Annotated in this window: 28 protein-coding genes and 1 pseudogene; 6 read left to right on the plus strand and 23 right to left on the minus strand. The window is 36.8% G+C overall.

All coding sequences use genetic code 11. From position 1 onward, the window contains the following. Positions 1-62 precede the first annotated feature (62 nt). Positions 63-251, plus strand: a complete 189-nt coding sequence (locus ACE199_RS08490) for a YhzD family protein (protein WP_127759252.1) — start codon at positions 63-65, stop codon at positions 249-251. 93 nt (positions 252-344) lie between these two features. On the opposite strand, the gene ACE199_RS08495 is transcribed toward ACE199_RS08490, so the two are convergent. From ACE199_RS08495 to ACE199_RS08525, 7 genes are all read right to left on the minus strand, one after another. Beyond that, positions 345-1,961 (minus strand): long-chain fatty acid--CoA ligase, encoded by a 1,617-nt coding sequence (locus ACE199_RS08495; protein ID WP_375349427.1) that lies wholly within the window; start codon positions 1,959-1,961, stop codon positions 345-347. Positions 1,962-2,270: 309 nt separating this feature from the next. After that, positions 2,271-2,936 carry an HAD family hydrolase gene (locus ACE199_RS08500; protein ID WP_375349357.1) on the minus strand — a complete coding sequence of 222 codons (666 nt, stop codon included), beginning with the start codon at positions 2,934-2,936 and terminating at the stop codon, positions 2,271-2,273. A 344-nt stretch (positions 2,937-3,280) separates the two neighbouring features. After that, entirely contained in the window at positions 3,281-3,796 is a 516-nt protein-coding gene (locus tag ACE199_RS08505; RefSeq protein WP_375349358.1) for a hypothetical protein, read from the minus strand. Positions 3,797-3,856: 60 nt separating this feature from the next. Continuing rightward, the gene (locus tag ACE199_RS08510; RefSeq protein ID WP_375349359.1) at positions 3,857-4,084 is read right to left on the minus strand and encodes a hypothetical protein; all 228 of its coding nucleotides are present in this window, start codon (positions 4,082-4,084) and stop codon (positions 3,857-3,859) included. Positions 4,085-4,159: 75 nt separating this feature from the next. After that, entirely contained in the window at positions 4,160-4,492 is a 333-nt protein-coding gene (locus tag ACE199_RS08515) for an ABC transporter (protein ID WP_375349360.1), read from the minus strand. 379 nt (positions 4,493-4,871) lie between these two features. Continuing rightward, positions 4,872-5,924 carry an NHL repeat-containing protein gene (locus ACE199_RS08520; RefSeq protein ID WP_375349362.1) on the minus strand — a complete coding sequence of 351 codons (1,053 nt, stop codon included), beginning with the start codon at positions 5,922-5,924 and terminating at the stop codon, positions 4,872-4,874. Positions 5,925-6,219: 295 nt separating this feature from the next. Continuing rightward, positions 6,220-6,795, minus strand: coding sequence for a hypothetical protein (locus ACE199_RS08525; protein WP_375349363.1), 576 nt, complete (start codon positions 6,793-6,795; stop codon positions 6,220-6,222). Positions 6,796-7,304: 509 nt separating this feature from the next. Here ACE199_RS08525 and ACE199_RS08530 point away from each other — a divergent pair. Continuing rightward, positions 7,305-7,787 carry a CBO0543 family protein gene (locus ACE199_RS08530; protein WP_375349364.1) on the plus strand — a complete coding sequence of 161 codons (483 nt, stop codon included), beginning with the start codon at positions 7,305-7,307 and terminating at the stop codon, positions 7,785-7,787. A 450-nt stretch (positions 7,788-8,237) separates the two neighbouring features. Here ACE199_RS08530 and ACE199_RS08535 read toward each other — a convergent pair whose 3' ends face one another. Continuing rightward, the gene (locus ACE199_RS08535) at positions 8,238-8,681 is read right to left on the minus strand and encodes a carboxymuconolactone decarboxylase family protein (protein WP_375349366.1); all 444 of its coding nucleotides are present in this window, start codon (positions 8,679-8,681) and stop codon (positions 8,238-8,240) included. A 234-nt stretch (positions 8,682-8,915) separates the two neighbouring features. Here ACE199_RS08535 and ACE199_RS08540 point away from each other — a divergent pair, with 234 nt between their 5' ends. Further along, positions 8,916-9,407 (plus strand): RrF2 family transcriptional regulator, encoded by a 492-nt coding sequence (locus ACE199_RS08540; RefSeq protein ID WP_375349367.1) that lies wholly within the window; start codon positions 8,916-8,918, stop codon positions 9,405-9,407. 676 nt (positions 9,408-10,083) lie between these two features. Here ACE199_RS08540 and ACE199_RS08545 read toward each other — a convergent pair. Beyond that, complete coding sequence (locus ACE199_RS08545) at positions 10,084-11,193, minus strand: GerAB/ArcD/ProY family transporter (RefSeq protein WP_375349368.1); 1,110 nt, start codon at positions 11,191-11,193, stop codon at positions 10,084-10,086. 397 nt (positions 11,194-11,590) lie between these two features. Here ACE199_RS08545 and ACE199_RS08550 point away from each other — a divergent pair, with 397 nt between their 5' ends. Then, positions 11,591-12,814 carry an IS110 family RNA-guided transposase gene (locus ACE199_RS08550; protein ID WP_375349369.1) on the plus strand — a complete coding sequence of 408 codons (1,224 nt, stop codon included), beginning with the start codon at positions 11,591-11,593 and terminating at the stop codon, positions 12,812-12,814. A 220-nt stretch (positions 12,815-13,034) separates the two neighbouring features. Here ACE199_RS08550 and ACE199_RS08555 read toward each other — a convergent pair whose 3' ends face one another. Further along, positions 13,035-13,163, minus strand: coding sequence for a hypothetical protein (locus ACE199_RS08555; protein ID WP_281271575.1), 129 nt, complete (start codon positions 13,161-13,163; stop codon positions 13,035-13,037). 206 nt (positions 13,164-13,369) lie between these two features. Between ACE199_RS08555 and ACE199_RS08560 the strand changes: the two genes are divergently transcribed. Further along, a complete protein-coding gene (locus tag ACE199_RS08560) occupies positions 13,370-13,885 on the plus strand; it encodes a tyrosine-type recombinase/integrase (protein WP_375349370.1) in 516 nt (171 codons plus the stop codon). A gap of 338 nt (positions 13,886-14,223) precedes the next feature. Here ACE199_RS08560 and ACE199_RS08565 read toward each other — a convergent pair whose 3' ends face one another. From ACE199_RS08565 to ACE199_RS08625, 13 genes and pseudogenes are all read right to left on the minus strand, one after another. Next, a complete protein-coding gene (locus tag ACE199_RS08565) occupies positions 14,224-14,664 on the minus strand; it encodes an SRPBCC family protein (protein ID WP_127759244.1) in 441 nt (146 codons plus the stop codon). 266 nt (positions 14,665-14,930) lie between these two features. Then, entirely contained in the window at positions 14,931-15,440 is a 510-nt protein-coding gene (locus ACE199_RS08570) for a YfiT family bacillithiol transferase (RefSeq protein ID WP_375349372.1), read from the minus strand. A 647-nt stretch (positions 15,441-16,087) separates the two neighbouring features. Continuing rightward, entirely contained in the window at positions 16,088-16,546 is a 459-nt protein-coding gene (locus ACE199_RS08575) for a CBO0543 family protein (protein WP_375349373.1), read from the minus strand. Between the two features lie 601 nt (positions 16,547-17,147). Next, a pseudogene (locus ACE199_RS08580) lies at positions 17,148-17,519 on the minus strand (CBO0543 family protein); the annotation flags it as partial. Between the two features lie 411 nt (positions 17,520-17,930). Continuing rightward, positions 17,931-19,445: a coproporphyrinogen III oxidase gene (locus tag ACE199_RS08585; RefSeq protein ID WP_375349375.1), complete on the minus strand. Its 1,515-nt coding sequence runs from the start codon at positions 19,443-19,445 to the stop codon at positions 17,931-17,933. A gap of 319 nt (positions 19,446-19,764) precedes the next feature. Then, positions 19,765-20,409 carry a HoxN/HupN/NixA family nickel/cobalt transporter gene (locus tag ACE199_RS08590; protein WP_375349376.1) on the minus strand — a complete coding sequence of 215 codons (645 nt, stop codon included), beginning with the start codon at positions 20,407-20,409 and terminating at the stop codon, positions 19,765-19,767. A gap of 24 nt (positions 20,410-20,433) precedes the next feature. After that, positions 20,434-21,249 (minus strand): urease accessory protein UreD, encoded by an 816-nt coding sequence (locus ACE199_RS08595; protein ID WP_375349377.1) that lies wholly within the window; start codon positions 21,247-21,249, stop codon positions 20,434-20,436. Then, the gene (gene ureG / locus ACE199_RS08600) at positions 21,246-21,863 is read right to left on the minus strand and encodes an urease accessory protein UreG (protein ID WP_127762446.1); all 618 of its coding nucleotides are present in this window, start codon (positions 21,861-21,863) and stop codon (positions 21,246-21,248) included. The genes ACE199_RS08595 and ureG overlap by 4 nt, the downstream gene beginning before the upstream one ends. Before the next feature lie 54 nt (positions 21,864-21,917). Next, positions 21,918-22,604 (minus strand): urease accessory protein UreF, encoded by a 687-nt coding sequence (locus tag ACE199_RS08605; protein WP_252291332.1) that lies wholly within the window; start codon positions 22,602-22,604, stop codon positions 21,918-21,920. Then, complete coding sequence (gene ureE / locus ACE199_RS08610; RefSeq protein WP_252289107.1) at positions 22,597-23,043, minus strand: urease accessory protein UreE; 447 nt, start codon at positions 23,041-23,043, stop codon at positions 22,597-22,599. Before ureE ends, ACE199_RS08605 begins: the two co-directional genes overlap by 8 nt. 10 nt (positions 23,044-23,053) lie before the next feature. Further along, positions 23,054-24,763, minus strand: a complete 1,710-nt coding sequence (gene ureC / locus ACE199_RS08615; protein WP_375349379.1) for an urease subunit alpha — start codon at positions 24,761-24,763, stop codon at positions 23,054-23,056. Then, positions 24,760-25,083 (minus strand): urease subunit beta, encoded by a 324-nt coding sequence (locus ACE199_RS08620; protein WP_375349381.1) that lies wholly within the window; start codon positions 25,081-25,083, stop codon positions 24,760-24,762. Before ACE199_RS08620 ends, ureC begins: the two co-directional genes overlap by 4 nt. A gap of 12 nt (positions 25,084-25,095) precedes the next feature. Next, positions 25,096-25,398 carry an urease subunit gamma gene (locus ACE199_RS08625; protein ID WP_252289104.1) on the minus strand — a complete coding sequence of 101 codons (303 nt, stop codon included), beginning with the start codon at positions 25,396-25,398 and terminating at the stop codon, positions 25,096-25,098. 357 nt (positions 25,399-25,755) lie between these two features. Between ACE199_RS08625 and ACE199_RS08630 the strand changes: the two genes are divergently transcribed. Then, positions 25,756-26,211: a DinB family protein gene (locus tag ACE199_RS08630; protein WP_375349382.1), complete on the plus strand. Its 456-nt coding sequence runs from the start codon at positions 25,756-25,758 to the stop codon at positions 26,209-26,211. Positions 26,212-26,272 lie beyond the last annotated feature (61 nt).

The raw sequence follows: 26,272 nt of genomic DNA on the forward strand, positions 1-26,272 counted from the left end.
GATAAAATATTTTACAATAGTTATATTTTATGTAAATTTATGATAAAAGAGAGGCGTTTCATATGAGTAAAACTTATAAATTAACAGTGTTTGAACCTTCTGGAGAAAAACTATTAGACGAAGCGTTTACAGCAGAACATGATAAGCAAGCGAAAGAAATTGGCGAAAGGCTATTAAAAGAAAAAAACTACTCTCAATTTACTCATCGTTGTACATCATCAGCAGGGAAATTAGTTTTATTTCATATCTAAGTAAAAAGGCCGTTCCATTTACATGTGGAAGGCCTTTTTGCTTCTTTATTCCCCAATAAAATTCGGTTTTCTTTTTTCAACGAACGCCTTTAATCACTTCTTTAAGTATTGATTCTGCAGCTGCTCTCGTAACGCCCGTTTTAAAAATTTGCCGACAGATGTTTTCGGAATATCTTTCACAAACAATACTTCATCCGGCAGCCACCATTTAGCAAATTGCGGCGTTAAAAATTCAAGAATGTCTTCCGGTGTTACTTTTCCAACGTACCCTTCCTTCAGCACGACACAAGCAAGAGGACGTTCCTGCCATTTTTCATGCGGCACAGCAATAACCGCCGCTTCAAAAATCGCTTCATGCGCCATTAACGCGTTTTCTAAATCAACGGATGAAATCCACTCTCCCCCGCTTTTAATTAAATCCTTCGTACGATCGACAATTTTCACATATCCTTCTTCATCAATTGTCACGACATCTCCTGTATGCAGCCAGCCATCTTTAAAGGCTTCTTCCGTTTTTTCATTTCGGTAATATTCGCTAGCAATCCAAGGACCGCGAATCAACAGTTCCCCCATCTCTTTTCCATCCTGCTTCACTTCACCATCTTGTCCGACTACTTTTATATCAATCATTGGAACGACAATGCCTTGTTTTGCTTTTAAATCTAGCAATTCTTCGTCCGACAAATCATCTTGGTAGCTTTTTGGCTTAGAGATGACAACAAGAGGACTTGTTTCCGTCATTCCGTAAGCATGCAAAAACGGGATCGAATACTTCTGTTCAAACGTCTTAATTAAACTTTTCGGAGCAGCTGCACCTCCGCATAGCAGAGCACGTAAACTGCTTGTATCATAGTTTCCAGTCTCTAGCTCTTGTAATAATCCGAGCCAAATCGTTGGCACACCGGCGGAAATCGTCACTTGTTCCGACTGAATAAGCTCAGCCAGAATTTTCGGTGTAAAATAAGGACCTGGTAACACTTGTTTCGTCCCAAACCATAGGCAGGCAAAAGGCAAGCCCCACGCATTCACATGAAACATTGGGACAACCGGCATCGCGACATCCCGCTCGCTCACTGCGCCTGTATCCACTAATCCAAGCGCCATACTGTGAAGAACAATACCTCGATGTGAATAGATGACACCTTTTGGATTACCTGTTGTGGCCGATGTATAACACATGCCCGCTGGAGCATTTTCGTCTAAATCCTGTCTCAAAGCTTGCTTTGGATTTCCTTGTGCTACTAATGTTTCATAATGGTACACAGGAGAAAGAGAAGTTTTGGGAAGCTCGGCTTGATCTGTCATGATGATGTACCCTTCAACTGACTTTAATTGTGGAGAAATAGCCTCAATAAGTGGAATCAAATCCGCATCGAGAAGCAATAACCGGTCTTCCGCATGATTAATGATATAGGCTACATGCTCAGGAGACAATCGAATATTAATCGTATGCAATACAGCACCATAACAAGGAATCGCAAAATAAGCTTCAAGATGCCGGTGATGATTCCAAGCAAGTGTACCAATCCGGTCTCCCTCTTGAATCCCTAGCTTCTCAAAGCTGCTTGCTAATCGTCTTGTTCGCTCCGCAATTTGTGCATACGTAAGTGTATGGATTCCTCCATCTGTTCTCGATACAACTTCTTTCTTCGGAAAATATTTCTCCACTCTTTCAATCATTTGCGTCAAAATCAAAGGGGTATTCATCATCATAATCTCCTCCTTTTATAGAAAACGCTCTCATTTTATAGTATTCGCTCACCTTTTGGTAAATCCTGTTAATATACCTTAGGCTTTTTTATTTTCTAGGAAAAATGTGACTTTGAAATAAAGGTTGATCAAAAACACCTCACAAACTCGTATTTTACGATAAATAAAAAGAATCCATTTTGAAAAAGAGTAATCAAAATGGATTCTTATCTAGTAGATTTAAATCTTATTTTTATAAAAAAATTTGATAATTTCTGTAATCCTTATGCCATTAAAGCGTCCTTTAGCTGAATAATAACATGTCGTCATTTATTCAACTTTACTTGCTATTAAAATCTCTTTTATCTCTTCAACACTATTGACAATATGTGTAGGGTGAGAATCACTTAATTCTTCAAATGAACCATATCCATAAGTTACTCCAATAGAGTCAATACCAGTATTTTTTGCACCAATCATATCGTATTTTCTATCACCAATCATAATGAAATCATCTAACTTATACTTATTATACTTATCAAGTATGTATTGAATAATTTCAGTTTTTGCTGTTCTTGTTCCATCAAGGTTACTTCCAACAACAAGGTCAAAATACTGGTCAATATTAAAGTACTTAAGTATTTGTTCAGAAAATACAGTAGGCTTTGAAGTTGCAACAACTAAAGTATATTGTTGCTCTTTTAATGATTTTAATAGTAAAGGAATATTGGAATATAGCTTATTCTCAAACATACCCTTATCTTTGAACCTTTCCCTGTAATAATCAATTGCTCTTTGTGCGTTACCCTCATCAAAATCGTAATATTCTGCGAATGAAGCTTGAAGAGGCGGACCAATAAAACATTCAAGTTTATCAATATTAGGCTCATCAATGCCCATTTTTTGTAACGCATATTGAACAGATTTAGTTATACCTATTTTTGGATCTGAAAGAGTTCCATCTAAATCAAATAAAATTACTTTATATTTTTTCATATTAAGATTCCCTTCTACATCTAATGACTCCTCATTTTACCATATAAAATTCAGCGTAATTTCAAATTCTTATTAAACTGTCCAGTTCGCTCAACACTCCTTCTTCCATTAAATAGACCTGTTAATGGAAGAACTAAATAGGATTTTAATCATAAATTAATTATTTCAAATCCAACAAATAAAAATAATGGAGCCATAACTCCAACTATAGCTGACGTAAAACTAAACATATCTTTCTTCACTTCAATTTGCATCCTCAATTCATTTAATAATGATGGTGGCAGGCCCACATCTTGAACTATAGCTCCCGTTTGTTTAAGTACATTTCTTCACAATGTTGAAGTTCAAACCTTTTCAACTCCCAGCCCAGTAACAACAAAATGAGGATTATTATCTTTTCGGTTAAAGAACCTCCAGTGTTCACTTTGTTCATCGTCTTCTGAACTATCGGGGAATGCTTCTAATTTATAACCATCTGATAAAAAGACCTTTAATCCACCAACCTCATCAGATTCAATTTTGTCTACCTTTAATTGTCCTTGGTCCTTTATAATAGATTTGATTCGTTCATCAAATCTATTATTACCTTGTATATCCCAATCGAAGTCCTCAAAGTCTCCATCCCATTCCAAGCTTGGAGAATAGAAATCTCGTGAAGCTAGAACAATTTTGTTATTCAAGGTAATTCTCCATGAACATTGAATATGTAGTGCGTATTCTGCTGATTCTTGGTTTTTTCCTCTCCTAATGATTTGAATTATATCCCCAAAACCCAGCCAGAATAGGTTAGAAGCTCTTCCTGCATCCTGTAATGTTAATCCCACTAATTTGCCTAATTCAGAAATAATTACTTCTTTCATACACGTCTCCCTATATTGGATTATATTTAACGATTGCACCCGTTAGTGAAGTAAGCAATTTCATAAAAATGTATATATAATTGCAAATATGCCAAACAAAATCATCAGAATTCCAAACAAAAATATCCCTGTAACATATTCAAATATAGTAAAGAAAAAAGCTGCCTTCCTTATCTTATTCGGCTCTTCAAATAGAATTTTCAAACCATCTTTAACTTCATAAAAACTAAGTGAACTTAAACCAAATCCAACAATAACGCAACTAATTCCTACATATAAAAATGTCATAATTTATTTTCTCCAATTATTATTCAAAAGGTCTGGACTAGTTAACGCACTCCGATAGTTGAAGAAGGTAACCAATCAATCTTTTATTCTTAACTGTATCTTAAGTTCTTTAAATGGTGTAGCATACGAGTCTTGATAATTCTTCAAATATTGTGTTAAAACAGACCAATTACTTTCAAAGTATGGATGTATCTGAGTGGTGTCAGCAATACTATACAGTTCAATTAAGAAATAAATAGTTTCCCATATTAAAAAGTCATTGTCTAATTTCAACAATAGATCTAAAACATTTGGAATGTAGTTATAAGCTTCTTCAGACGACATACCCTTGGTTATTGATTCGAATGAATTACTAAAATACCACTCGTCCTTATCTAATTTATCTTCCCATTCATCATGTATCTCCAATAACCTTTTATCCGTTTTAATCACGTCCCAATAAGCAATTTAGCTACACATATATTATCATTTCTTTTTCAACTAATCTGCCCGTTAGCACAATAAGAAAACGGGATCGCCGCAGCCATCCCTTCTTTAACATAAGCGCCCGTTAGCGTAAGTACATTTCTTCACACTCTCCATGAAGAAAATAAAGACGTAATACCTGTATCGTGAGAACCACCTTGACCTGTATGATGTTAGAAACTTGGCGAACTCACCTCGCTGTAAGGAATATTTTAAAACAAATCAAAGACCTTTTAGAAAAGTTACACCTTGTCCAAAGAAAGACCGCTATCTAAACACAAGTAGCGGTCTTTCCTTATATATTCAAATTTCAACTACTATTCTAGTCACTGCTTTCATCATCATGGTGGTGGTGATCATGGTCGCTGCTTTCTTCCTTGTCATGCCCGTAAGCTAGTGTTGCGGGGTCCGTTTTGCCAAATGTCAGATACCACGGCTCCGTTAACGGTCCTCCCAGAAGAGCCGGACGTACAAACACATCAAATGTTTTGTTCTTAACGTTGTAGCGACGTACAGAACCTGTATCAGGTCCCAAAGGCTGACCATTACCGGGACCCGGTCCTGTAATAGGGACAAACAGTTTACCGTTTGGACCAAACAGGATTGCCTGCGCAAAGGCGCGGGGCTGTCCGACGGCATAGAGATCAATCTTGTCAAGAAACCTGCCCTTACGGTCGAAGATAAGAATTTTATCTGTGTCATTTGGGTCCCTTCTGAAACTTGTGATATAAAGGTTACCATCAGGACCGAAGACCAAACCTTCCGGACGATTAAAATCGGGGTTGGAATCGCCTTCAATGAACACATCAATGAATTCCCGGGTTTTCGGATTATAGCGCACTACCCGTCCACCGAGCTGACCTTCTGGAGTAGTAATGTTGTTGCTGACAGATACATATAACAAGCCGTCCGGACCAATTACTACACTTCGGGGGAAAAACTGTACTGCAGGTGGGTGTTCAAGATTCCCCTGAAACAGTCCAGTGGTACCATCATATGTCCGCACTTCTCCATTCAGTCCGCTCTGTACAATAAGGTCTGCCACAAACAGAATATTTTGTTTCGAAAGAATGATACCACGCGGGGCGAACGGGGCGTTAGGATCGTTGGGACTGACGAGATATCCTAGAAACTTTCCAGTGTGTCCATCGTACTTTAAAATGCTTCCATTTTGAGGTACTTGAGGAGGACGCTCTACGTTTTGGTTAGTAACAAGGAGATTACCATTATGGTCAAAGATAAGCCCTCGGGGACCATCTAAGCCGTTGTCACCTGATGGAACAAATCTTCCAAGGAACCTGCCCGATTCTGCATCAAATGTCTTTACGGTATTGTCGAAGCCATCTCCAATGTAGAGATAGTGATGTCGTTTCATTCTAGATAAAACTCCCTTCTATTAATATTGTTTTAGATTTTAAAAATATACTTAAATCTATTATTAATCTATTCGTTTGAGAGCTTTTTGTATGGGACAAACCCTTTGATAAAAAACACAATTTTAACTTCAGGTAGTCACGCCTAATGGTCAACTAACTCTTACCTTGCTCCTTTCATTGTTAATGAGATGAGGTAGATGTGAGATACCTACTTCAATTAAACTGCCAGTTAGTTCAACAAGAACAGCACTAGCTGTATCAGTATCTAGCCTGTCAAATTTGCACTTTTTATGATTACTCTCGTATAAATAAACCATTTCGTTCAATAATCTCTCGGCATTTCTCAAATCCTTCTTTTGTCTTGCTATACACAGGAAAACATAACTCATAATTTCCTATAACAACTGTTTCAAGAGAAGGAAAGAAAAAATTTGAAAAATGCAGTTCATTTACTGAAAGTTTCGCTAAAAAGATAAGGGCTTCCACATCACCTATTTTATAAACTCCCTTACTGGTAGAAAACAGTTTTCGGAAAAGACTTGCCTCTGCTCGATTTAAGGAAGCCAATATAAATTTGAACACTTTTTTGTTTTGTATAAACCCTTTTTTATAAACGTGTACATACACCTCATTCTCTTCCATATGAAAAAGATTTGTAAAGGTACTAACAAATTTTGAACCGTACTTTAAATTATGACTTCTTCCCAATAGCTCATTTGCCTCTTCTTCAGTAAGAACACGATTAAATACATCCATAATACCAAGAAAAGGATACACCTTTCTTGGTTCTTCAAGAAGATCGGTATTAAATTTTTTAAACTTTGAATGTAGCATATTAATCTCTTCGTTTGTTGCCAATGTTAACTTCATAATTTTACCCCGTTGTTAATTTGTTCTAATAATATTTTATCATCTTATTGCACTAGTCGAGTAGAAGGGAATCTCTCTACCTCGCGGTAGATTGTACTCCTCCCCCCTCACAGAACTGTGCTTGTGCAATTAACGCACACGGCTCCTCCTAGTTACCAGTTTCACCTCTTATTATTACTACTTGCCCATTGGAAATATTGTATTGTGTTATAAGTATGTATTCCACTAATCTGCCACATTACTTTAAGTACATTCCTTCACACTCTAGCCCTAAAATGAAAAAAGCACTGATCCTTATTACAGGAAAGCGCCCTTTAACTGAATAAAGACCAAGAAAAATGGACTGCTGAAACAGTCCATCATTGTTCAATTCTTGCGCACGATTGTTGAATTCACAGCTTCTCTTCTATTGCATATAATCTTCGTACTGTGCAACAAGTAAAAAAAGAAAAAACTGTTTTTCATCTTTTTTTGGTTAAACTAATGGAAACTTCCAACGGAGGAGACGTATGGCTAATCAGTTTGAAAAAAATACAATAAGATTATCATTTTTCATAGGAATCGTTTCTTTTTTAAATTTAATTAGAAAACCTCCACTAAAAGATTGGTTAATTATCTTCTTATTAAAAGGTTACATTGCTTCAATTCTAGATAACATTTTGGTGAAAAAAGGGTATTTAAAGTACCCAGTAAATTTATTTAAAAGCTTTGACATAAGCGTTTTGTTTAGTTATGTAATTTTTCCTGTAATGTGTATTTATTTTAATCAAGTAACCAAAAAGTCAAATATCTTAGGAATACTCACCAAGTGTTTCATATTTACTTTTCCAGCTGTAGTCGCTGAACTTTGGCTTGAAAAAAATACAAAATTAATTACCTATAAAAAATCTTGGACTGGAATACATAGTTTTATTTCAATAGCTTCCACATTTTTAATTGTTAGATTTTTGATAACATTAATTAGAAAATCAACAGAGAAACAATCGGGTTAATCCTGATTGTTTTTATATCTTGATACACAGTTTGTGTCCATTCCCCATTCCGTATCATCTTTTTTGTTTTGTACATATTAATTAGCAAACATCGAGGTGATTCAAGTGTACGAATGGATTTATGACCACATCATTAACACTACTTCTTTTATTTTTTTCAGCATCTTTATTACTCCCCCTTTAATATTGGGAATTCTGCTTTATCCTGATTTCAAAAAAAACAAAAATTAATTTCGGCAGCAAAAATATTATTTTATTGCGTTCTCTCCTTGTGTCACAGTATGTGTTAAAAGAGACATAAAAGAACCTTTTCTCTTCCTTAACTAAACTGCCAGTGACTTTAAATATATTCCTCCACAATCCAGCCCTAAAATGAAAAATGAGCACTTATCCTTGTTCAAGGATAGCACCCGATTGTTGAAGATCTTATATGATGTTCGTTGAGAGTTATTATTTTTCAGTTGCTGTATTCCCCATTGCAATAGATATTCTATTCCAGCTGTTGATTTGATTGATTGTTAGAACAAGGTCAACATACTGTTTCTCGTCATAGTGTTCACGCACTCGTTGATAAAGCTCATTTGGAACACGTTTTGTCGGGATTAATGTCACGTACTCTGTCAACTCAAGAGCTACTTTTTCTGCATCTGTGTAAAAAGTACACTCTCTCCAAGCACTAATACAATATAAACGTTGTTCCGTTTCTCCCATTTTTCTAGCATCAGCTGTATGCATGTTAATACAATATGCACAACCATTTATTTGAGAAGCCCGAATTTTTATAAGTTCACGAAGTTTACGGTCTATATCTGTGGTTTTCGTATACTTCTCCATTTCCATCATTATTTTAAGTGCTTCTGGGGCTACATTGTAATAATCAACTCGTTGTTCCATTTAATTTCCTCCTAAAAAAGTTTATTCAAAAGATAATTGAATTAAAGATAGAACTTTAAACACTAATTGGCGACAATATTAATCGTCGATTAATATTGTCTATAATATGTTATGTATTTTATTATGTCAAACCTCTATTAACTGTTAATTGATACCAAAGGTACATGTTTGACAAAGAAATAAAACATTTCTAAGATTAATTAAAATAATCTCATTTATGAAGAAGGTGTTTTAATGCAGTATAGCGTTGGAGTCGAGTATGCACTTCACTGCCTCGTCTATTTAATTGATAATCCTGAAGATTCTCCCATTGGAATAAAGGAACTATCCTTTTTTCAAGGCGTTTCAGATACATATCTCTCAAAGATTTTTAGTAAATTATCTAAGGCTGGGATTGTAAGTTCAGTTCCTGGGGTTAAGGGTGGTTTTAAACTTGCTAAATCTCCAGAAGAAATTTCTTTTTGGGATGTAATTGAAGCAGTTGAAGGTCCCAAGCCCATATTTCAATGTAAAAATATTAAAGATAATAGTTATTTATATAGAGAAAAAGGCTGCTCTCCAAGTGCTTCCTGCACTATCAATTTAGTTATGCTCTCCGCAGAAGAAAAAATGCGTGATTTTTTGCGTAGTAAAAAACTTTCATGGTTAAATGAAGAGCTTGAGCGCGTCTTGCCCAATCAAATACGTGAAGAAACTCGAAAACACTTTTCGAAGAGCAACATATAAAACAAACCTCTCATGTAATTCCTAAATTAAGAGGAATTTAGAGAGGTTTTTCTTTGTTCAAAGAAAATGTATATCTTTAAATTGTCTATTAATAACTACAACCCATCCCCAACTATTCTGCCCGTTAGTTATCCATGAAACGCAAAAATCAGCGCTTCACCACAGAGAATGAAAAAATACTAAGATGTCTATAATGGTTCTTAATCCAGTCAACCAATCTATAGATCAATGAATTGCAGCTCTCTTTTTTACGAATTAGAAGGGCCTTCTTTGGTGTTGTCTTTTTTTGTAATAAGAGAAGTTTATTTTCATGGTAGTTCTATAAGAAAAGATTACCTTGGCAACTATTTAGGTATGCCGATTTCTTGTAATGGATAAAATCGAAATTTCACTTCTCCAACAATCGATTCGTAGGAAATAAAGCCGAAAATCCTGCTATCCTGGGGTTCAGACGGGATACGTTTAAAGGGTCATAGCGATACAGCATTTACCAATTTTTGTATAATCAGATTTTCCCCAGAAACGACCATTAGAGGGAATTTTCCTATTGTTCGAAATTGATTGTTAGAATGAATGCTTTTAGTCCCCAAGCCCTTCCTATCCAAAATCCTATAAAAAAATGAAAGACGTTAATGATCTATACTCTGAAAATCGGGAGTAATCAAAGGAATGTTTTTTATTTTTGATGTATTTTTTTTCGGATTGCATTGACTGCTAATAAGAGTAATGGAAGAACAAGTCCGTACGTTGAAACGTATAGCGGCCAAATTTCTTTATCAAATGTGCCTACATAGACAATATTAGGATTTGCAATCAAGGAAAACGAAATCAAGATCATCCCTAAAGGTAGCGTAAGTGGCCGATAATCTTTCATATTCAATGTTTGTGCAAGACCGATAACGGACGCGTAAAAGTAAAAAGCCGATTTAAAATAAATCGTGATAATCCACATGATAGCCATTATTGCTTCAATCCTTTGAAAAAAATCACCAACGTTTATTTTTCTGGCCACAGCATAACTTGGATATGTGTATCTGGCACTACTATCTGCGCCTAAAACAAGAATAGTTAAAGAAATAATGATAAGTAAATAGATTCCGCCGATTAGTATTCCAATAAAAAAGTTTTTTTCAGCTGCTTTTGGTTGATTCACTGAAACAGGAAAAACCATTAATAAAACAATCAATGGTAAAGAAAAAATACTTGTAAAAAGAAAAACAGCATGAATCATCGGTTTTATTCCTGTTTCAAATACGGGTTGTATATTTTCAAACTTAAATTGAACAGGAGGTAAAAATATTGAGGCCACTAGAACTATGAATAAAAAAACAAAGATAGGAAATAACAATTCTGCAGAACGAGCCAACGGTTCAAGACCAAGGCGAATTCCCATAATTAAGATGCATGTGAAAAGAATCTGGATCGCTTCAATTGGCGTATCCGGAAGGATCTGCGTCGTAAGGAAATTTCCAACAAAAAACAATAGTGTTGCAGTGGAGTAAAGTGAAAAGAAAATAAACATAAGAGAAACTGCCTTACCTAACCATTTGCCGAGAAGAGTTTCATTGATTTCAACGAGTGTCATAGTAGGGAACATCCTACCTATAGCAATATATAAAGCCACTAGCAATAAACCTATGCCTATACCGATTACAGCTGCAATCCAAGCATCTTGTTTTACCTCTTGAGCCAGACTTTTAGGAATCACTAAGATGGTCGTACCTATAGAAAATAAAATAACTAATATTGCAAATTGCCGAGCACTAATTTTAATATCTTTTACCATAGTTCAACATCCCATCAATGATTATAATCCCTATTGTTGCCCTTGTTTTGTAAAAATAAACTCTAGCTTTAGGAGTGCTGTTCAACGTTAAGGAATCGCCTTTTTTTACTTCTTCTTATAGAACTAAACACCTGTTAGCCATTCATGAAGCGCAAAAATCAGCGCTTCACCACAGAGAATGAAAATGGTTCAGAACCGTCAATACTGATTCTACGGCTGGGAGAGGAAGGTCGATGAACTATGGTGCGTTAGAGCCCATCCGTTAGTCTGACTCCAACGACCAAGGTGCACCACTGACTGTCGCTCCCCTACGGGAAGCACACATGGTAGATTAATCCTATTCTGGTTGATGCACCAGCCTCCAATTATATTGAGAGCCGTAGAAAGGATGTTTTCAATGGAAGTAGTCATTGAAAGAGCATGTGGTATGGATGTCCATAAGGACAATATTACTGCATGTATTATGGCACCAGAAGGAAAGGAGATTCAAACGTTTTCAACAAAAACTATTTTTCTAATACAATTGGTGGACTGGATTAAACAGCATAACTGTACTCATGTTGCAATGGAGAGTACCAGTGTATATTGGAAACCTATTGTTAATTTATTAGAGTCTGAAGATATTGAGTTTTTGGTTGTGAATGCCCAACATATGAAAGCAGTGCCAGGACGTAAAACAGATGTGAAAGATGCAGAATGGATTGCCAAACTTCTTCGTCATGGACTCCTAAAAGCTAGTTACATTCCAGATCGAAATCAACGGGAACTACGCGAACTAGTTCAATATCGCAGGAGTATTATTGAAGAACGTGCTAGACAACATAACCGCATTCAAAAAGTGTTAGAGGGCGCCAACATTAAGCTGGGTTCTGTGGTTTCGGATATCATGGGCGTTTCAGCTCGAGATATGCTTAACGCTATTGTCGAAGGCGAAGAAGATCCTGAAAAACTAGCAAACTTCGCTCGACGTACAATGAAAAAGAAGAAAGATGAACTGCAGCTTGCCCTTAAAGGTTATATCAATTCGCATCAACGCCTCATGTTAAAAACCATTTTAAAGCATATTGATTTTTTAACAGAGCAAATCGAGATGCTCGACCAAGAGGTCGAGAAAAGGGTAAGCCCCTATCAAGAGGATGTGGAACGATTAGACTCTATTCCTGGTATAGCTACAAGAATGGCTGAGCAAATTTTATCCGAAATTGGGACTGATATTAAAAAACAGTTTCCAAGTGCAGCTCATATGTGTTCTTGGGCAGGTTTGGTTCCTGGACATAACGAAAGTGCTGGAAAAAGAAAATCAGCTAAAACCAAAAAAGGAAACAAATATTTGAGGTCAGCATTAACAGAGGCAGCTCATTCCATAAGAGGATCAAAAAATTACCTTGGAGCACTGTATAGGCGTACAGCATCACGGAAAGGGAAGAAACGAGCAGGAATTGTCGTCGCTCATGCCATGATGAGAATAGCTTATTATCTCTTAACACGAAAAGAAATGTATGTAGACTTAGGCGAAGACTACTTTGATAAACAGAGACAGCAATCTATTGTACGACATTCACTCCGAAGACTTGAAAGTTTAGGATACACAGTAACGTTACAAGAACCCGAAGCATCTTAATCCAGTCCATATTCCTACAATAGATCAATTAAATTAGGCGCTCTCCCCTTTTTTAAAAATGAATAAGCTGCGTCTTATTAAGTATTGCCTTTTTCACTAAATTACAGAAGTTTATTTTCATGGTAGTTAAAGAAAAAAAGGCTGCCGTAGCAACCCAGTTAAAAAATTTACCTTTACAAATAAATAAGTCAAAAACACCATCGGGGGCGCTTTCATTCTTTTATTTTTTTTTCAATTCATTAACAATTTCGTTAATGCGTTTTTCTACTTCATAAAGGTTCTGTTGCATCCGATCACGCCGACTGGTCAAGACCTGCAATTCCTTTTTTAATTCCTCTGTTTTGCTCATGATTTCCCCCTTGCTGATGATTATGGTATATCATTAATCATTAGTATGCTAGTAGCCGCCGTCCTCAGACAAGGAAGAAAATGTCTGCCGTATTGGCAGACATTCTTTTGGGAAACTGCTTCTTTAGCTTAATAAGAACTGCCGTTTCAATTTCGTCAATCCGGTCAATAATTCCTGTAAAAAGATAATTATTGGGAGAGATGAAATTGTTATTATCTAGAGCATGGGAAATGTATGAAGCTGATAAAAGAATTGAAGGCTTTTCTCCACAGACATTAAAAGCATATAAACTGCAATCCATCTTACTTTTACGATTTTATAAGGATGTACAACTTGATTCGATTACGACCAACGAGTTAAAGGCTTACTTGGCAAAATCAAGCGAAAGCCTCAAACCTGCCAGTTTGGCTCATCGCATTCGGTTTATCAAATCATTTTTTCGATGGTCACATGAAGAAGGACATATCTCGAAAAACCCTGCTGCTAAAATAAAAGAGCCCAAATCCGGAAAACGAATCCCTAAGTTTTTGAACGAAATGGAAATTGAACATTTGTGTGAAGCCTGCTACAGCCCTATGGAAAAAGCTTTGTTTGAATTCATGTTCTCCACCGGATGCCGAATAGGAGAAATTGTTTCCTTAGAATTATTAGAGTATAAAAAAGATGTAAAAAATAAAGTAAGGAGGGGCAAAATAGCTTCTCCTTACTTTACCTCTATATAAAGGATATATTTTCCTTTTCCCGCTAACCTGCCTCGTGAGTTTAAGTACAAACCTTCACAATCTCTTCTAAACTTTAACATAGATATCCATTTTCCTAAAAGATGTTGTGCCACAATCCGGCCCTAAAATGAAAAATGAGTGCTTATCCTTGTTCTGGTATGCTCCCAATTCTGGAATATTGAAAAAAAGAGGCCATCCTTTTTGGGACAGCCCCCTTTCCGCTAATTATAAAATTTCTAGTAGAACTTCTATATCATTAGATTAGTCACTTCAGAATGTTACCATCTATACTTCAGATAAGGTATCTCCAAAATGAATCGACTTTCAATCTTTGAAAACTATGAGAATACTGCAATTTTACGTGCGATAGATTCTGTTAAACGAGAGGCTACTTTCGGAACAGCCCATTTAATAATTGGTGTTAATACGGCACCAGATAATCCACCTGCACGGACTTCTACCGTACAAGTCATTATTGTTTCACCATTAACATCTTCTGCAGTAAAGTGACCGCTTCCTGTAAAATTATCTGATAAACCTTTTAGTTCAAACTTAATATTTGAAGGTTCATTCCATTCGGTAATATCTACCTGCGCTTGTATTGTTTTTTTAATACCTTTCACACTGCCTTCAAATGTCCAAATAGATTGCTTGTCATTTATGATTTCATGTTCTTTATAGGCTGGTACTGTCGTTGCCCATTTTTCAAGATCACTGACATAATCCCAAACTGCTTGTACATCTGCTGGAACTACTACAGTATGCGTTCCCGTTGCCATTATGATCCCCACCTTCACTATGTATGAATTGTAACTTTACATCTCTACAAAATAATTATTACATAAAAAGCATAAACTTACATCATTAATTATATATAGCTTTCCTTCTTCCAATCCTCCACAACCTGGTACTAAAATGAAAATAAACGCTAATCCTTGCTACAGGATAGTGCCCTTTAGTTGAATAAAACTTCTATAATTATTCCTTATTTTAATTTTAAAAGTGGCTTATCGAGGTTCGATAAGCCACTTTTATACATATTGTATTATTTTGATAATGCGATTTTTATATGGGCTAAATGATGCTCTTCGTGCCAAGCTAATTTTGCAACTTTTGTTGCGACTGTTATTATCCCATTTATCTGGTGAGTAAAAGCTCGATTTAATTGCTCTTCAGTTAAACTATGTCCTAAAGATACGATGCGCTCATTTATACCTTCTAACATTTTAATAGAACTTTCTACAGGAAGCTTTGTATCCGGTTGAATAGCCCACTTTTCTTCATCAAAAGCTGGTACTGTTGGATTCTCATCTGTTAAAGCCAGCTTCAAACGTTGATACATGTTCAACTGAGAATCTGCAATGTGATGAACAAGTTGACGAACTGTCCAGCTACCTTCACGATAAGTTCTACCTAATTCCTCATCACTTAATGAGTCGACAGTTTCTCTTAATCGAATCGTGTAAGTTTCGATTTCCTTTAGCCATTCTTGAATATTTTCTAATGTTACTTTTTCAGGAACTTGCAGTTTCCCAATTGGGTATCTTACATCCATTTTCAATCCCCCTTTTCCTTATTCTTTATTTCATTATATTTCGGTATTAACGTTTAATTTTATTTAATTATATCACTTCAATAAACTGTATCGTAATTGAAAAGCTTATTCAATTTATAGTAATAGATACGCTTTTGAAGTTATCGTCATCTTTTCTCTCACTTCACACCGTACGTGAGACTTTCACCTCATACGACGTTCCACAGGCTATTATCCCTTTAAAATTTATAGACTCGATGTGAAACTCATAATCTATCTACACATAAAAAGAGAATGTGCCGAAATGAAGAATATCAAATTAAGCATTCTTAAAATGGTAAAGAAGGTAACGCGACTGGAAACAAAAAAGAAGTCAATTCATCTCCCACTTACCCTTCACTCGCTATCGCATTGCTATGGCTTGAAGATGAGAGTCTTCTTGGCTAAAATGATAAACCTTGAGCAGATAGAAAAAGTACAATTCTTACTGCAGAATTGCGCAGTTTAATGGAATGACAGAACTAGGGCTTAAACATCTTAATTGTTAATCAACATTATGAATGCTATATCGCTGCTAAAAGTTGAAAAGGAATTTAGTCCCTGTTTTATAAACGTTTAAAGCTTATACATATATCCTTCTTATAGACTTACATGTAATATTTACCACTTTATCTTTCCTGCTTGTTAATTAATTGCATCAGGATACGGATAAACATGAATAAAAAAAAGATACTGATAAACGTGTGTATCCATGTCCATGTATGATATTTAATTAAATCTGTATACCTTTCAAAAATAACCTCAATGATCGTTAAAAAAGCGGTATACAATGTACATTTCAGAATAATGCTGGGATATCTTGAATAATAAGTTGCTTGATAAAAGTAAATACAGACAACTGGAAGTATAAGATGTTCATACAGAATGCTAGAACTGAAATAGTTACTTAAAAAGCTTATAGGATATTCGAGCATTTTTTCTTCTACAACAATAACACCAAGAAATGTTGAGAAAAAAGAGGTTAATAAGAAAATTAAAATCAAATCTTTAGTTGGTGGTTTTCTTAAACTAAAAAATAGTAGGGCGATTCCTATTATGAGCATTGACCATAAAATTATTCTTTCCATGATAATCAATCCTTCAAAAATTGTTAATTTGCTCAACAATCATTGCAACCAAAGTCAGGAGTTGCCGAACACCTTATGAATATACCACTTTTTCTTACTAAAGGAATTCACCCGTAACTTCAAAAATTATTTCATTTTATTTAAAAGAAAATCAAATCCAATGATAAGTACTATAAATATTCCTAATACTATCAGCCATGCTAACAGTGGTTTTTTATCGTTTCCCGACAGAAGACTCCCACCTCAAGGAGTGTGAAAGGCGTAGCCCAATGAGTAGGTGGGAGATGAATGTCGGTAGGCGGTAGCCTAAATTGTTGAACAACACGAACAAGTGTACTATAATATACTTGTAAGTTGTTCTTTGAAAACTGAAGATATGAGGTTCTAGCAGGAAAATCGTCTGCTAGGTAAAATCTTCAACGTTCTAATCGCCTCCACACGCACCGAAGTAGCGAAAACCAAGCAGAGTAGGGCGTGTGGCGAGTTCAACATACAAGATATTTTTGCAATCACCGTAGGGACTACGGGTAGAGCCTGCTAAAAAACTAGTGGATACACTGGTGTTCGCAGGAATCTTCCACTTCAAATTTTCGTTAGAAAATTAAGTGGTGAGTAGTTCAAAATGAATAGGAAATACAATAAACATAGCAATAACGAATAGAACCGAATTCCACATACTCCAACCATTATGATGAGATATTAAACCAATTTGTAGGTTGATATATTCAACTGCAACATATAGAACAACCCAAAATATGAAGTGAAATATTCTTACTCTCCATTTGTTCGTTCCGAAGAAATATTTTAGATAAATCAAAATGGTCACAGGATAACGAACAAACATAATCATTAGCGAAATAATTGTATGGTTAAAGAATAGCAATGAAAATGCGGTTTCTTTAAAGTGCCAAAATGGGTGATTATAGGTTAAAAAGTTATGTAGAAGGTCATTTACAATAAAGAAGAGTATTGTTGGATAATACTTTCCCTAATTCCTCCAATCACCCCATCGCCAACCAGCTAATAAAAATAAAAAGTTATAGATGATGTGCATCGATGTATCATTCCTAATGTAGTTTGTGGACTATATATCTTATATCTTCTACATTTATTGGATTCTCTAATCCGTTTCTGAAAAATACTAAATACCAAAACTGCCTATAATAATTTTTCTTGAAGTAACCTGCTTTGTTCAGCACAAATTTTCACAATCTGCCCCGAGTGTTGAACAAAGAAATATTCTACAAAATAGATCTTTTTATCAAACTTTATTTTAAATCAACAAAAACAAAACTTATCGCCCTAATGGCGAAAGTCGGTGTAAAATACTTCCTTTAATCCTTCAAAGAAATTAAACTTCTTAACGTACAAAAAACCCCAAGCATTAGGCTTGGGATTTCTCATTATCCAATAACTCTTCCAACATTTCAATTTTCTTTTGTGTATAATGCTCGAAATGATCATTGTACGATTTTGGGTCTTTCGGATTTGCAAAGTGAGTAATTTTCCCTGTCACTGGGTCAATAAATTTACTCGCTGCACCGCAGCCAAGCCCGAGAATCGTTTGCTGCTCTTCCATAATCATAATGTTATAAATACTTTCCTGACCTGGCAATGAGTAGCCGACATTTTCTAAATTACCAAGGATGTTTTTCTGACGATATAAATAATAAGGAACATATCCATGATCGGCTGTCCACTTCTCTGCTACATGCATCATTCTTTCTACTTCATCACGAGATGCGACTTTATATTTTTGTTTATTCTTCGTCATTTCTGAAGCACGTTTAAAAGAAAGTGTATGAACGGTTAAGGATTCCGGCATCAATTTTTCCGTTTCAGCCAGCGTTGTTTCAAACTCCGGTAATTCTTCACCAGGGAGACCGATAATTAAATCCATATTGATGTTATTCATCCCCATGCTGCGTGATAAGTGGAATTTATCAATCGTTTCTTGCACAGTATGATGTCGGCCAATCGCTTTCAATGTTTCTTGAATGTACGATTGCGGATTGACACTAATTCGGTCGATATTCCATTTCTTCAACACTTCCAGCTTCTCAGGTGTAATGGTGTCTGGTCTTCCCGCTTCAACCGTAACTTCACGAACATTGGCAACATCAGGGAAGGAAGCGTACATTTCTTCATACAGCATATCCATTTCTTCGGCTGTAATACTTGTCGGTGTACCACCGCCATAATAAATCGTCGTAATTTTAATGCCTTTTTCTTTTAAATAACGACCCATTTCTCGTATTTCATAATGAAGACCGCCAAGGAAAGAATTAACTGAACCTTGACGTCCATTAATCGCATAAGCAGGAAATGTACAATACGCACATTTCGTTGGACAAAACGGAATCCCAATATAAATGCTCACTTCTCTTCTTAAATCATACAAATCTGGAACAGCCGCTAATTGACGTTCGGTAATTTTTTGCATTAAGTCAATTTTCTCATCCGAAATTAAATAATCTTCCTTTAACTCCGCATGCGCGTCTTCCATAGATAACCCTTGCTGAAGCTTTTTATGAAGCAGCTTTGTCGGACGAATTCCTGTTAAAATCCCCCACTTTTGAATCGTACCCGTAAGCTGCTGCAGCACTTGTAAATACGCATGTGACACCGCACGCTTCACTTGCATGAATTGTTCTTTTTCTGTAGCGGGTAATATAAGCGCTTCTTCATGTGCTGCTTCAAAGCGTTTGTTCGTTGATTGCTCTATCAGTACAGCGGAAACGGTAATTCGCTCTGTAACACGCCACTCTAAATGAACAACGAGTTCCGCGGCTTCTTCTTCCCCAAACTGAATTGTTGTTTCTTCAAAAAATAAATTAGCTATATTTTGAAGCGGTCGTCGAAACCGCTCATCTGTAATACCATGTATCGCAATTTGCAAATTAATCACCTATCTAATTTTTTTATCCTTTAGTTCTATTAACATAGCCTATCCTTTAAGAAAATTCACCTTCTTTAAAGGATTGGAGTATAAGAAAAAATATCAACTTTCGTTACAAGAGACGATATATCGTCTTTTTCTAGTAACTATCCATGATAAGTGTACCTAATGAAGATAACACGGTCAACATAGGAGAAACTGGGAAGGCATACATCCCGCCGCCAATAAGGATGAAAGCACTTGAGCGAAAGCAGCTCTACGAATCAATAAAAAAAGCAGTATTATTTCCACTGAGGAAATTCACTGCTTGTCGATTTATTTAATGAAACCACATCGTAAACAATTGTTCGTTTACCCCTAAATTGTACATATAATACAATCCAAATACCGCACTAATTGCTCCTGTTAAACCAATAAGTGACTGATTTAGTTTTACGGAACGAGCACTCGTCACAAAAGGAATGCTTAATAGAGTGGTAAATAATAGCATACCTATGCATGTACCTGCTCCAAAAATCAAAATATATACCGCTCCTTGCCACGTTTCATTAATAGTACTCATTGTTAGTAACACCATCGCTGCACTACCGGCAAGACCGTGTACAAATCCAACAAAAATAGATTTTACATACGTAGCCCGTTCAAAATGCTTATGCTCCTGCGCTTTTTTCCATGAAAAAATCGTCGTCAAGCCTAAATATACGAGCATAATTCCTACTAAAAATTCAAGAGACATCGCCCATACTTCTGGAATTTCATTTTTTAATACGATTAACGCTATACCAATTATAAATAAAGTGAGCGTATGTCCGATACCCCAAAATACTCCAGCAAGAGATGAACGCCATAACTTCTTACTTTGACTGGCAATGGTAGATACAGCAATTATGTGATCAGGCTCTAACGCATGCTTAATACCTAGTATAAACCCCATTGCTAAAATCATTAATAAACTAGCTTCCATATAATCCTCCTCACACTTATCTCCTTAATATTTCCGATAAAAAACAGCTTCTTTTTGCAACACTTCGCTTCGTAAAATCGTTTCACAAATCGCAAAAATTTTCTCGATTATTTGTGTTTGATTGGCTAAAACCCGTAAAAGCAGGCCGGCAACCGGTAAGCGGGAGAGGCCGATTCTTGCCTCATTTTCAAATATATGTAGTGCCTCTACTAATTCATGAAAAGCAGCATCATTCAACTTTTCATGAATAAAAAGCAGAGAACCAAAATGGGTATAACCTTCTAATAAGAGGATGGAATCTAGTTGATCCTTAGGCTGTAATAAGAGGTGATCGATTACTATTTTTCTTCGATCATAAATGACTGTCATATCGGAGTGAATCCAATCATAGGTAAAGCTCTGTTGCGTCGCTGACCAGCCTGGAGTGTACATATCTGTTAGTAATAAGCTAGAGCCTGCTTCCATTTCAATGGTCGTTTCTTGTATATACTTTGCCTGTTCATAAGCAATAACAGGATCTTGTAAATACGTTAGAAAACTACCTTTTTCAAGAAAAATCGTTGTTTGCTGCTTAGCAGGTAACGCTGTCGTTTTATAGACTTTCGTCGCTGACTGAGTCGTTAATGTTAGCACAGCCCCTTCTTCTAAATGAAAGCATTGATTGTATCGGTCTCCACCTACATAGCCGCCGCCGACATGAATCAAAAAATAAGTTGGGGAGTCCTCTTCTAAAAAAACGGGACGAGATACTTTAAACGCCCCTTCATAATAGCTATCACATAAAATGGTCTTCCCATTTTTTAATGAAGCCGTTAAATGTAATTGTCCCGTCCAATTCATTGCTCTAAACCTATTAAGAAAACCTCTGATTTAATCCAATTCACAACATCGTCTAAGCCTTGTTCATCTTTTAAATTAGTAAAGAAGAACGGCTTATCTCCACGAGTCATTAACGTATCTCGCTCCATGATTTCTAAGCTTGCACCAACATAAGGAGCCAAATCTGTTTTATTAATAATAAAAAGATCAGATTTAATCATACCTTGTCCGCCCTTACGCGGGATTTTCTCTCCTTGTGCTACATCGATAATATAAATCGAGAAATCAACAAGCTCTGGACTAAATGTAGCTGCTAAATTATCACCGCCGCTCTCAACAAAAATAAGATCCAAATCAGGGTGATATTCCATCAATTCATCAATTGCTGCAAAATTCATGGAAGCATCTTCTCGAATGGCTGTATGCGGACAACCTCCTGTCTCCACTCCAATAATTCTCGTTTCAGGAAGCACCCCGTTTCTCATTAAAAAGAGCGCATCTTCCTTTGTGTAAATATCATTTGTTACAACGGCCATACTAAAATCATTCGCCATCGCTCTCGTTAATTTTTCCACAAGCATCGTTTTTCCAGCTCCAACCGGACCACCTACACCAATTTTAATAACATCTTTCATCAACTATGGGCCTGCCTCTTTCTCCAGAGACAAACCTCTTCACCTCTTTTCCTATTAGCTCATAAATAGTCTTACATGTAATTGTTCATGTCTCATTTGCGCAATTTCGAGACCTGGTTGAGTTCGGCCAAGTGCTGATTCAGATAGCCCTTCGACCACTTCAACAGCCGATTGGATAACTTCATGCGCCCATAATAATAATAATTGTCCGTCTGTTTGCCCTAAAGGAATACCACGCACAGCATTTTGGATAAGAGAAGATACTCCTGCATATAAACAACTCATAACTGCTAACTCTCTTGAAATAGTAAGCTCATAACATACAAGCGCAAATACAAGTGCTGGATGGCCGTAACATTGCTTTTTCTTAATCCTCTGTTGATAATCCGCCAATGTATCAGATGGATATAACACTAAACAAATACGTGCCATTTGCTGGCCAATCCGCCGCGATGCTTCGCGTGATTCTGCAGAAGAACAGCTTGCATATAAGACTTCATCTAACGCCCACAACTCTTCAAGCTTCTGTTCCGCCGCTAAATCATAGGCAATCCGGCAGCCAAGCCCATCTGTATACGTTAATGATTTCAAAATATATACATGTAAAAACTGTTTAAACTCCTCAACAGTAGTTACATAGTCTTCTTGAATATACGTTTCCAATCCAAAGGAATGGGAAAACGCTCCAGATGGAAAGTTCGAATCACAAAGCTGAATTAACGGAAGGATTTCTTTAATCATGCGCATGTCCGATATGACGAAATGCTTCTTTAACCTTTCTTTTTTCACGACGATATTGAACCTTCATATCAGTCAATAGCTTTTCAACGAGATAATCATATTGAACGAGCATTTCGTCTCCTTCAAACTGCGCTGGTAAATGGCGATTGCCTAATTGATGTGCAACTTCTCCCATTTGACCAATAGATGCAGGCTGAATAGCTAATACATCATCAGCCAATGTTTGAATGGCAATGATATTCTTTTCATCCATATATAGAATGTCGCCATCTGCTAAATCTTTATTTCCTTTTAAACGAATCCCTAACTCTTTTCCATGATCGGTTTTAACGCGCTGAATTCTTTTACGAAGTGCATCACTTTCTAAATAGATACGTTCAAGATGTCTTCCTGCTCGATCAATCTCACGTAAGTTTCCAATTACTTTTTCAATAATCATCGATTTCACCTCAGAATAAGAAATATCGTTGTGCCATTGGTAAAATTTCAGCTGGCTCACATGTAATCAATTGCTGATCCACTGTAACTTCATATGTTTGCGGATCCACTTCTATGACAGGAGTTTCTCCATTAAACTTCATATCCTTCTTTTGAAGCTGACGAACATTACTCACTGGTTTAATCAGTTTGTTTAACCCTAATTCATGATGAACGCCTGCTTCATAGGCTGCCTTAGAAAGAAAAGTGATGGATGTTGCAGCAGTGGCCTTGCCAAAGCTGGCAAACATCGGGCGATATGTGACAGGCTGCGGAGTGGGAATAGACGCGTTCGGGTCTCCCATGATGCTAGCAGCAATCATTCCGCCTTTTAAAACTAAATCCGGCTTCACTCCAAAAAAGGCGGGGTCCCACACAACTAAATCAGCGAATTTCCCGACTTCTATTGAACCAACTTCATCCGCTATGCCATGTGCGAGCGCAGGATTGATTGTGTACTTGGCCACATATCGTTTCACGCGAAAGTTATCGCCTTCACACGTTTCTTCGCTTAAACGTCCACGTTGTTTTTTCATTTTATCTGCCGTTTGCCATGTGCGCATAATGACTTCTCCAACTCGACCCATCGCTTGGGAATCCGAGCTGATCATGCTGAATACACCTAAATCATGTAAAATATCTTCAGCCGCAATCGTTTCTTTTCGAATACGCGAATCAGCAAAAGCAATGTCTTCTGGGACAGAAGGGTCTAAATGATGACAAACCATCAGCATATCTAAATGTTCTTCAAGAGTATTAATCGTATAAGGTCTCGTTGGATTTGTTGAGGATGGTAAAATATTAGGAAAACTGGCTACTTTAATAATATCGGGTGCATGACCGCCGCCTGCTCCCTCTGTATGATATGTATGAATAACACGACCGCCAATTGCTTTAATCGTGTCTTCTACAAACCCTGCTTCATTGAGCGTATCGGTATGGATGGCAATTTGAATATCATATTCATCCGCAACCGTAAGGCTCGTATCAATCGCTGCAGACGTCGTTCCCCAGTCTTCGTGCAGCTTCAGACCAATAGCGCCAGCTTCAATTTGTTCAATTAGAGGCTCTTTTGCCGAGGCATTTCCTTTTCCTAAAAATCCCAGATTCATAGGGAAGTGTTCAGCAGCTTGAAGCATACGGTGAATATTCCAAGCACCTGGTGTACATGTCGTGGCATTCGTTCCCGTTGCTGGTCCCGTCCCACCTCCAATCATCGTTGTAACTCCGCTCGAAAGTGCCGTTTCGATTTGATCGGGGCAAATAAAATGAATATGGGCATCAATGCCGCCAGCTGTAACAATCATCCCTTCAGCAGCAATAATCTCTGTAGCGGCTCCAATCACCATTGTCACATCATCCATGAGCAGCGGGTTCCCCGCTTTCCCAATGGCAGCAATTCTCCCATCTTTCACCCCGATATCCGCTTTAATAATCCCGGTATAGTCAAGAATAATCGCGTTCGTCAAAACTAAATCCATTACTTCACTTCTAGATGCAAGCGGGTGCTGACCCATGCCATCACGAATGACTTTTCCTCCGCCAAATTTCACTTCATCACCATACACCGCATAATCTTGTTCAATTTCGATAAATAGCTCTGTATCAGCGAGTCGTATTAAATCTCCCTTTGTCGGACCGAACATATCAGCATATTGCTTACGTGACATTTCAAGGCTCACACTTTCCCCTCCCCATCTAATTTTCTATCGGTCTGATTATTTAAGCCGTACACTTCTCGTTTTCCGCTAAAAGCCACGAGCTCAATTTCCTTCGCATCCCCTGGTTCAAAGCGGACAGCCGTTCCTGCTGGAATATTCAACCTCATACCAAACGCCTGGCTGCGTTCAAATTCCACCCCTCTGTTCACTTCAAAAAAATGAAAATGAGAGCCCACTTGAATTGGACGATCACCACGGTTAATTACGGTTAATTTTGTTACTTCTTTGCCTTCATTGCACACAATCGGCGTTTTTTTCAATCTATATTCACCAGGTATCATCTGTTCCTCTCCTTACTGAATCGGATTATGAACCGTCACAAGCTTCGTCCCGTCCGGAAACGTCGCCTCAACTTGAATATCATGAATCATATCGGGAATTCCTTCCATTACGTCTTCACTTGTTAATATCGTTTTTCCAAACTGCATCAGCTCAGCTACAGTTTTTCCGTCGCGGGCCCCCTCCATAATTTCGTATGTAATCAGAGCAACCGCTTCAGGGTAATTCAACTTCAAACCACGATCCTTACGTCGTCTTGCTAAATCAGCAGCGACTACAACTAACAATTTCTCCTGCTCCCGAGATGTTAAGCGCATAGAATCCTCCCTTCAAAACCCACAATAATATAACTCACTCACGTTACATTTCCTTACATCAATAACTTCATTATAATCAATTTTCTGACATTTTCAAGTGAAATTTACAATAATCAAAATGGAATATACCTCCAATCAAATAAAAGCCCCTTCCATTTTCAAAGGGACTCACAAAGTATGAAACTTATTTAAACAACCAAAAACTGTTCAATATCCTTATAATTAATTTTCTGACAACTTCAAGTGGAATTTTATTATTCACAATCTCAATATTTGCTTCTATAGGAAACTACTTGCTATAATTTCACTTATGTAATCGTTTTAATTCAAATAATTATAATTAAGGAGACTTTCCACATGAACTATTTAAACAGTCAACTTCAATTGACACGTCAAAAAATATTAAGTGAAATCGAAGGAATCAATCCGGAGCTGTTCGATATCCAACCGAAGGGCTTCAATAACACACTTCATTGGCATATCGGCCATATCTTAACTGTCACTGAGCAATTTTTACTTGGCTATCCTCACACAAATCACTTGCCTGCTAATTATGGCGAATTATTTGGATATGGATCAAAACCAGCGGATTGGAAAGGGGACGTACCAAGCGTCGAAGTATTAGTACAACAATTGCAAGAGCAAGTGAACCGCATTCTTGCCATTCCAGAAGAACGTTATAGCGAAAAATTGCCACAGCCTTTTTTAGGCCTTGAAACAGTGGGGGAAATATTTACGTTTGCTTTATTCCATGAGTCTAATCACCTTGGACAAATTCACGCGATGAAACGTGTGATTGATGCAGCTAACTAAGATAAGCTGAAAGGTATGTGAGACTACAGTCACACATACCTGAACCAAAAGATCTTATAAA

The sequence above is a fragment of the Peribacillus sp. Hz7 genome (genome assembly GCF_042136355.1).
Taxonomy (GTDB): Bacteria; Bacillota; Bacilli; order Bacillales; family DSM-1321; genus Peribacillus; species Peribacillus asahii_A.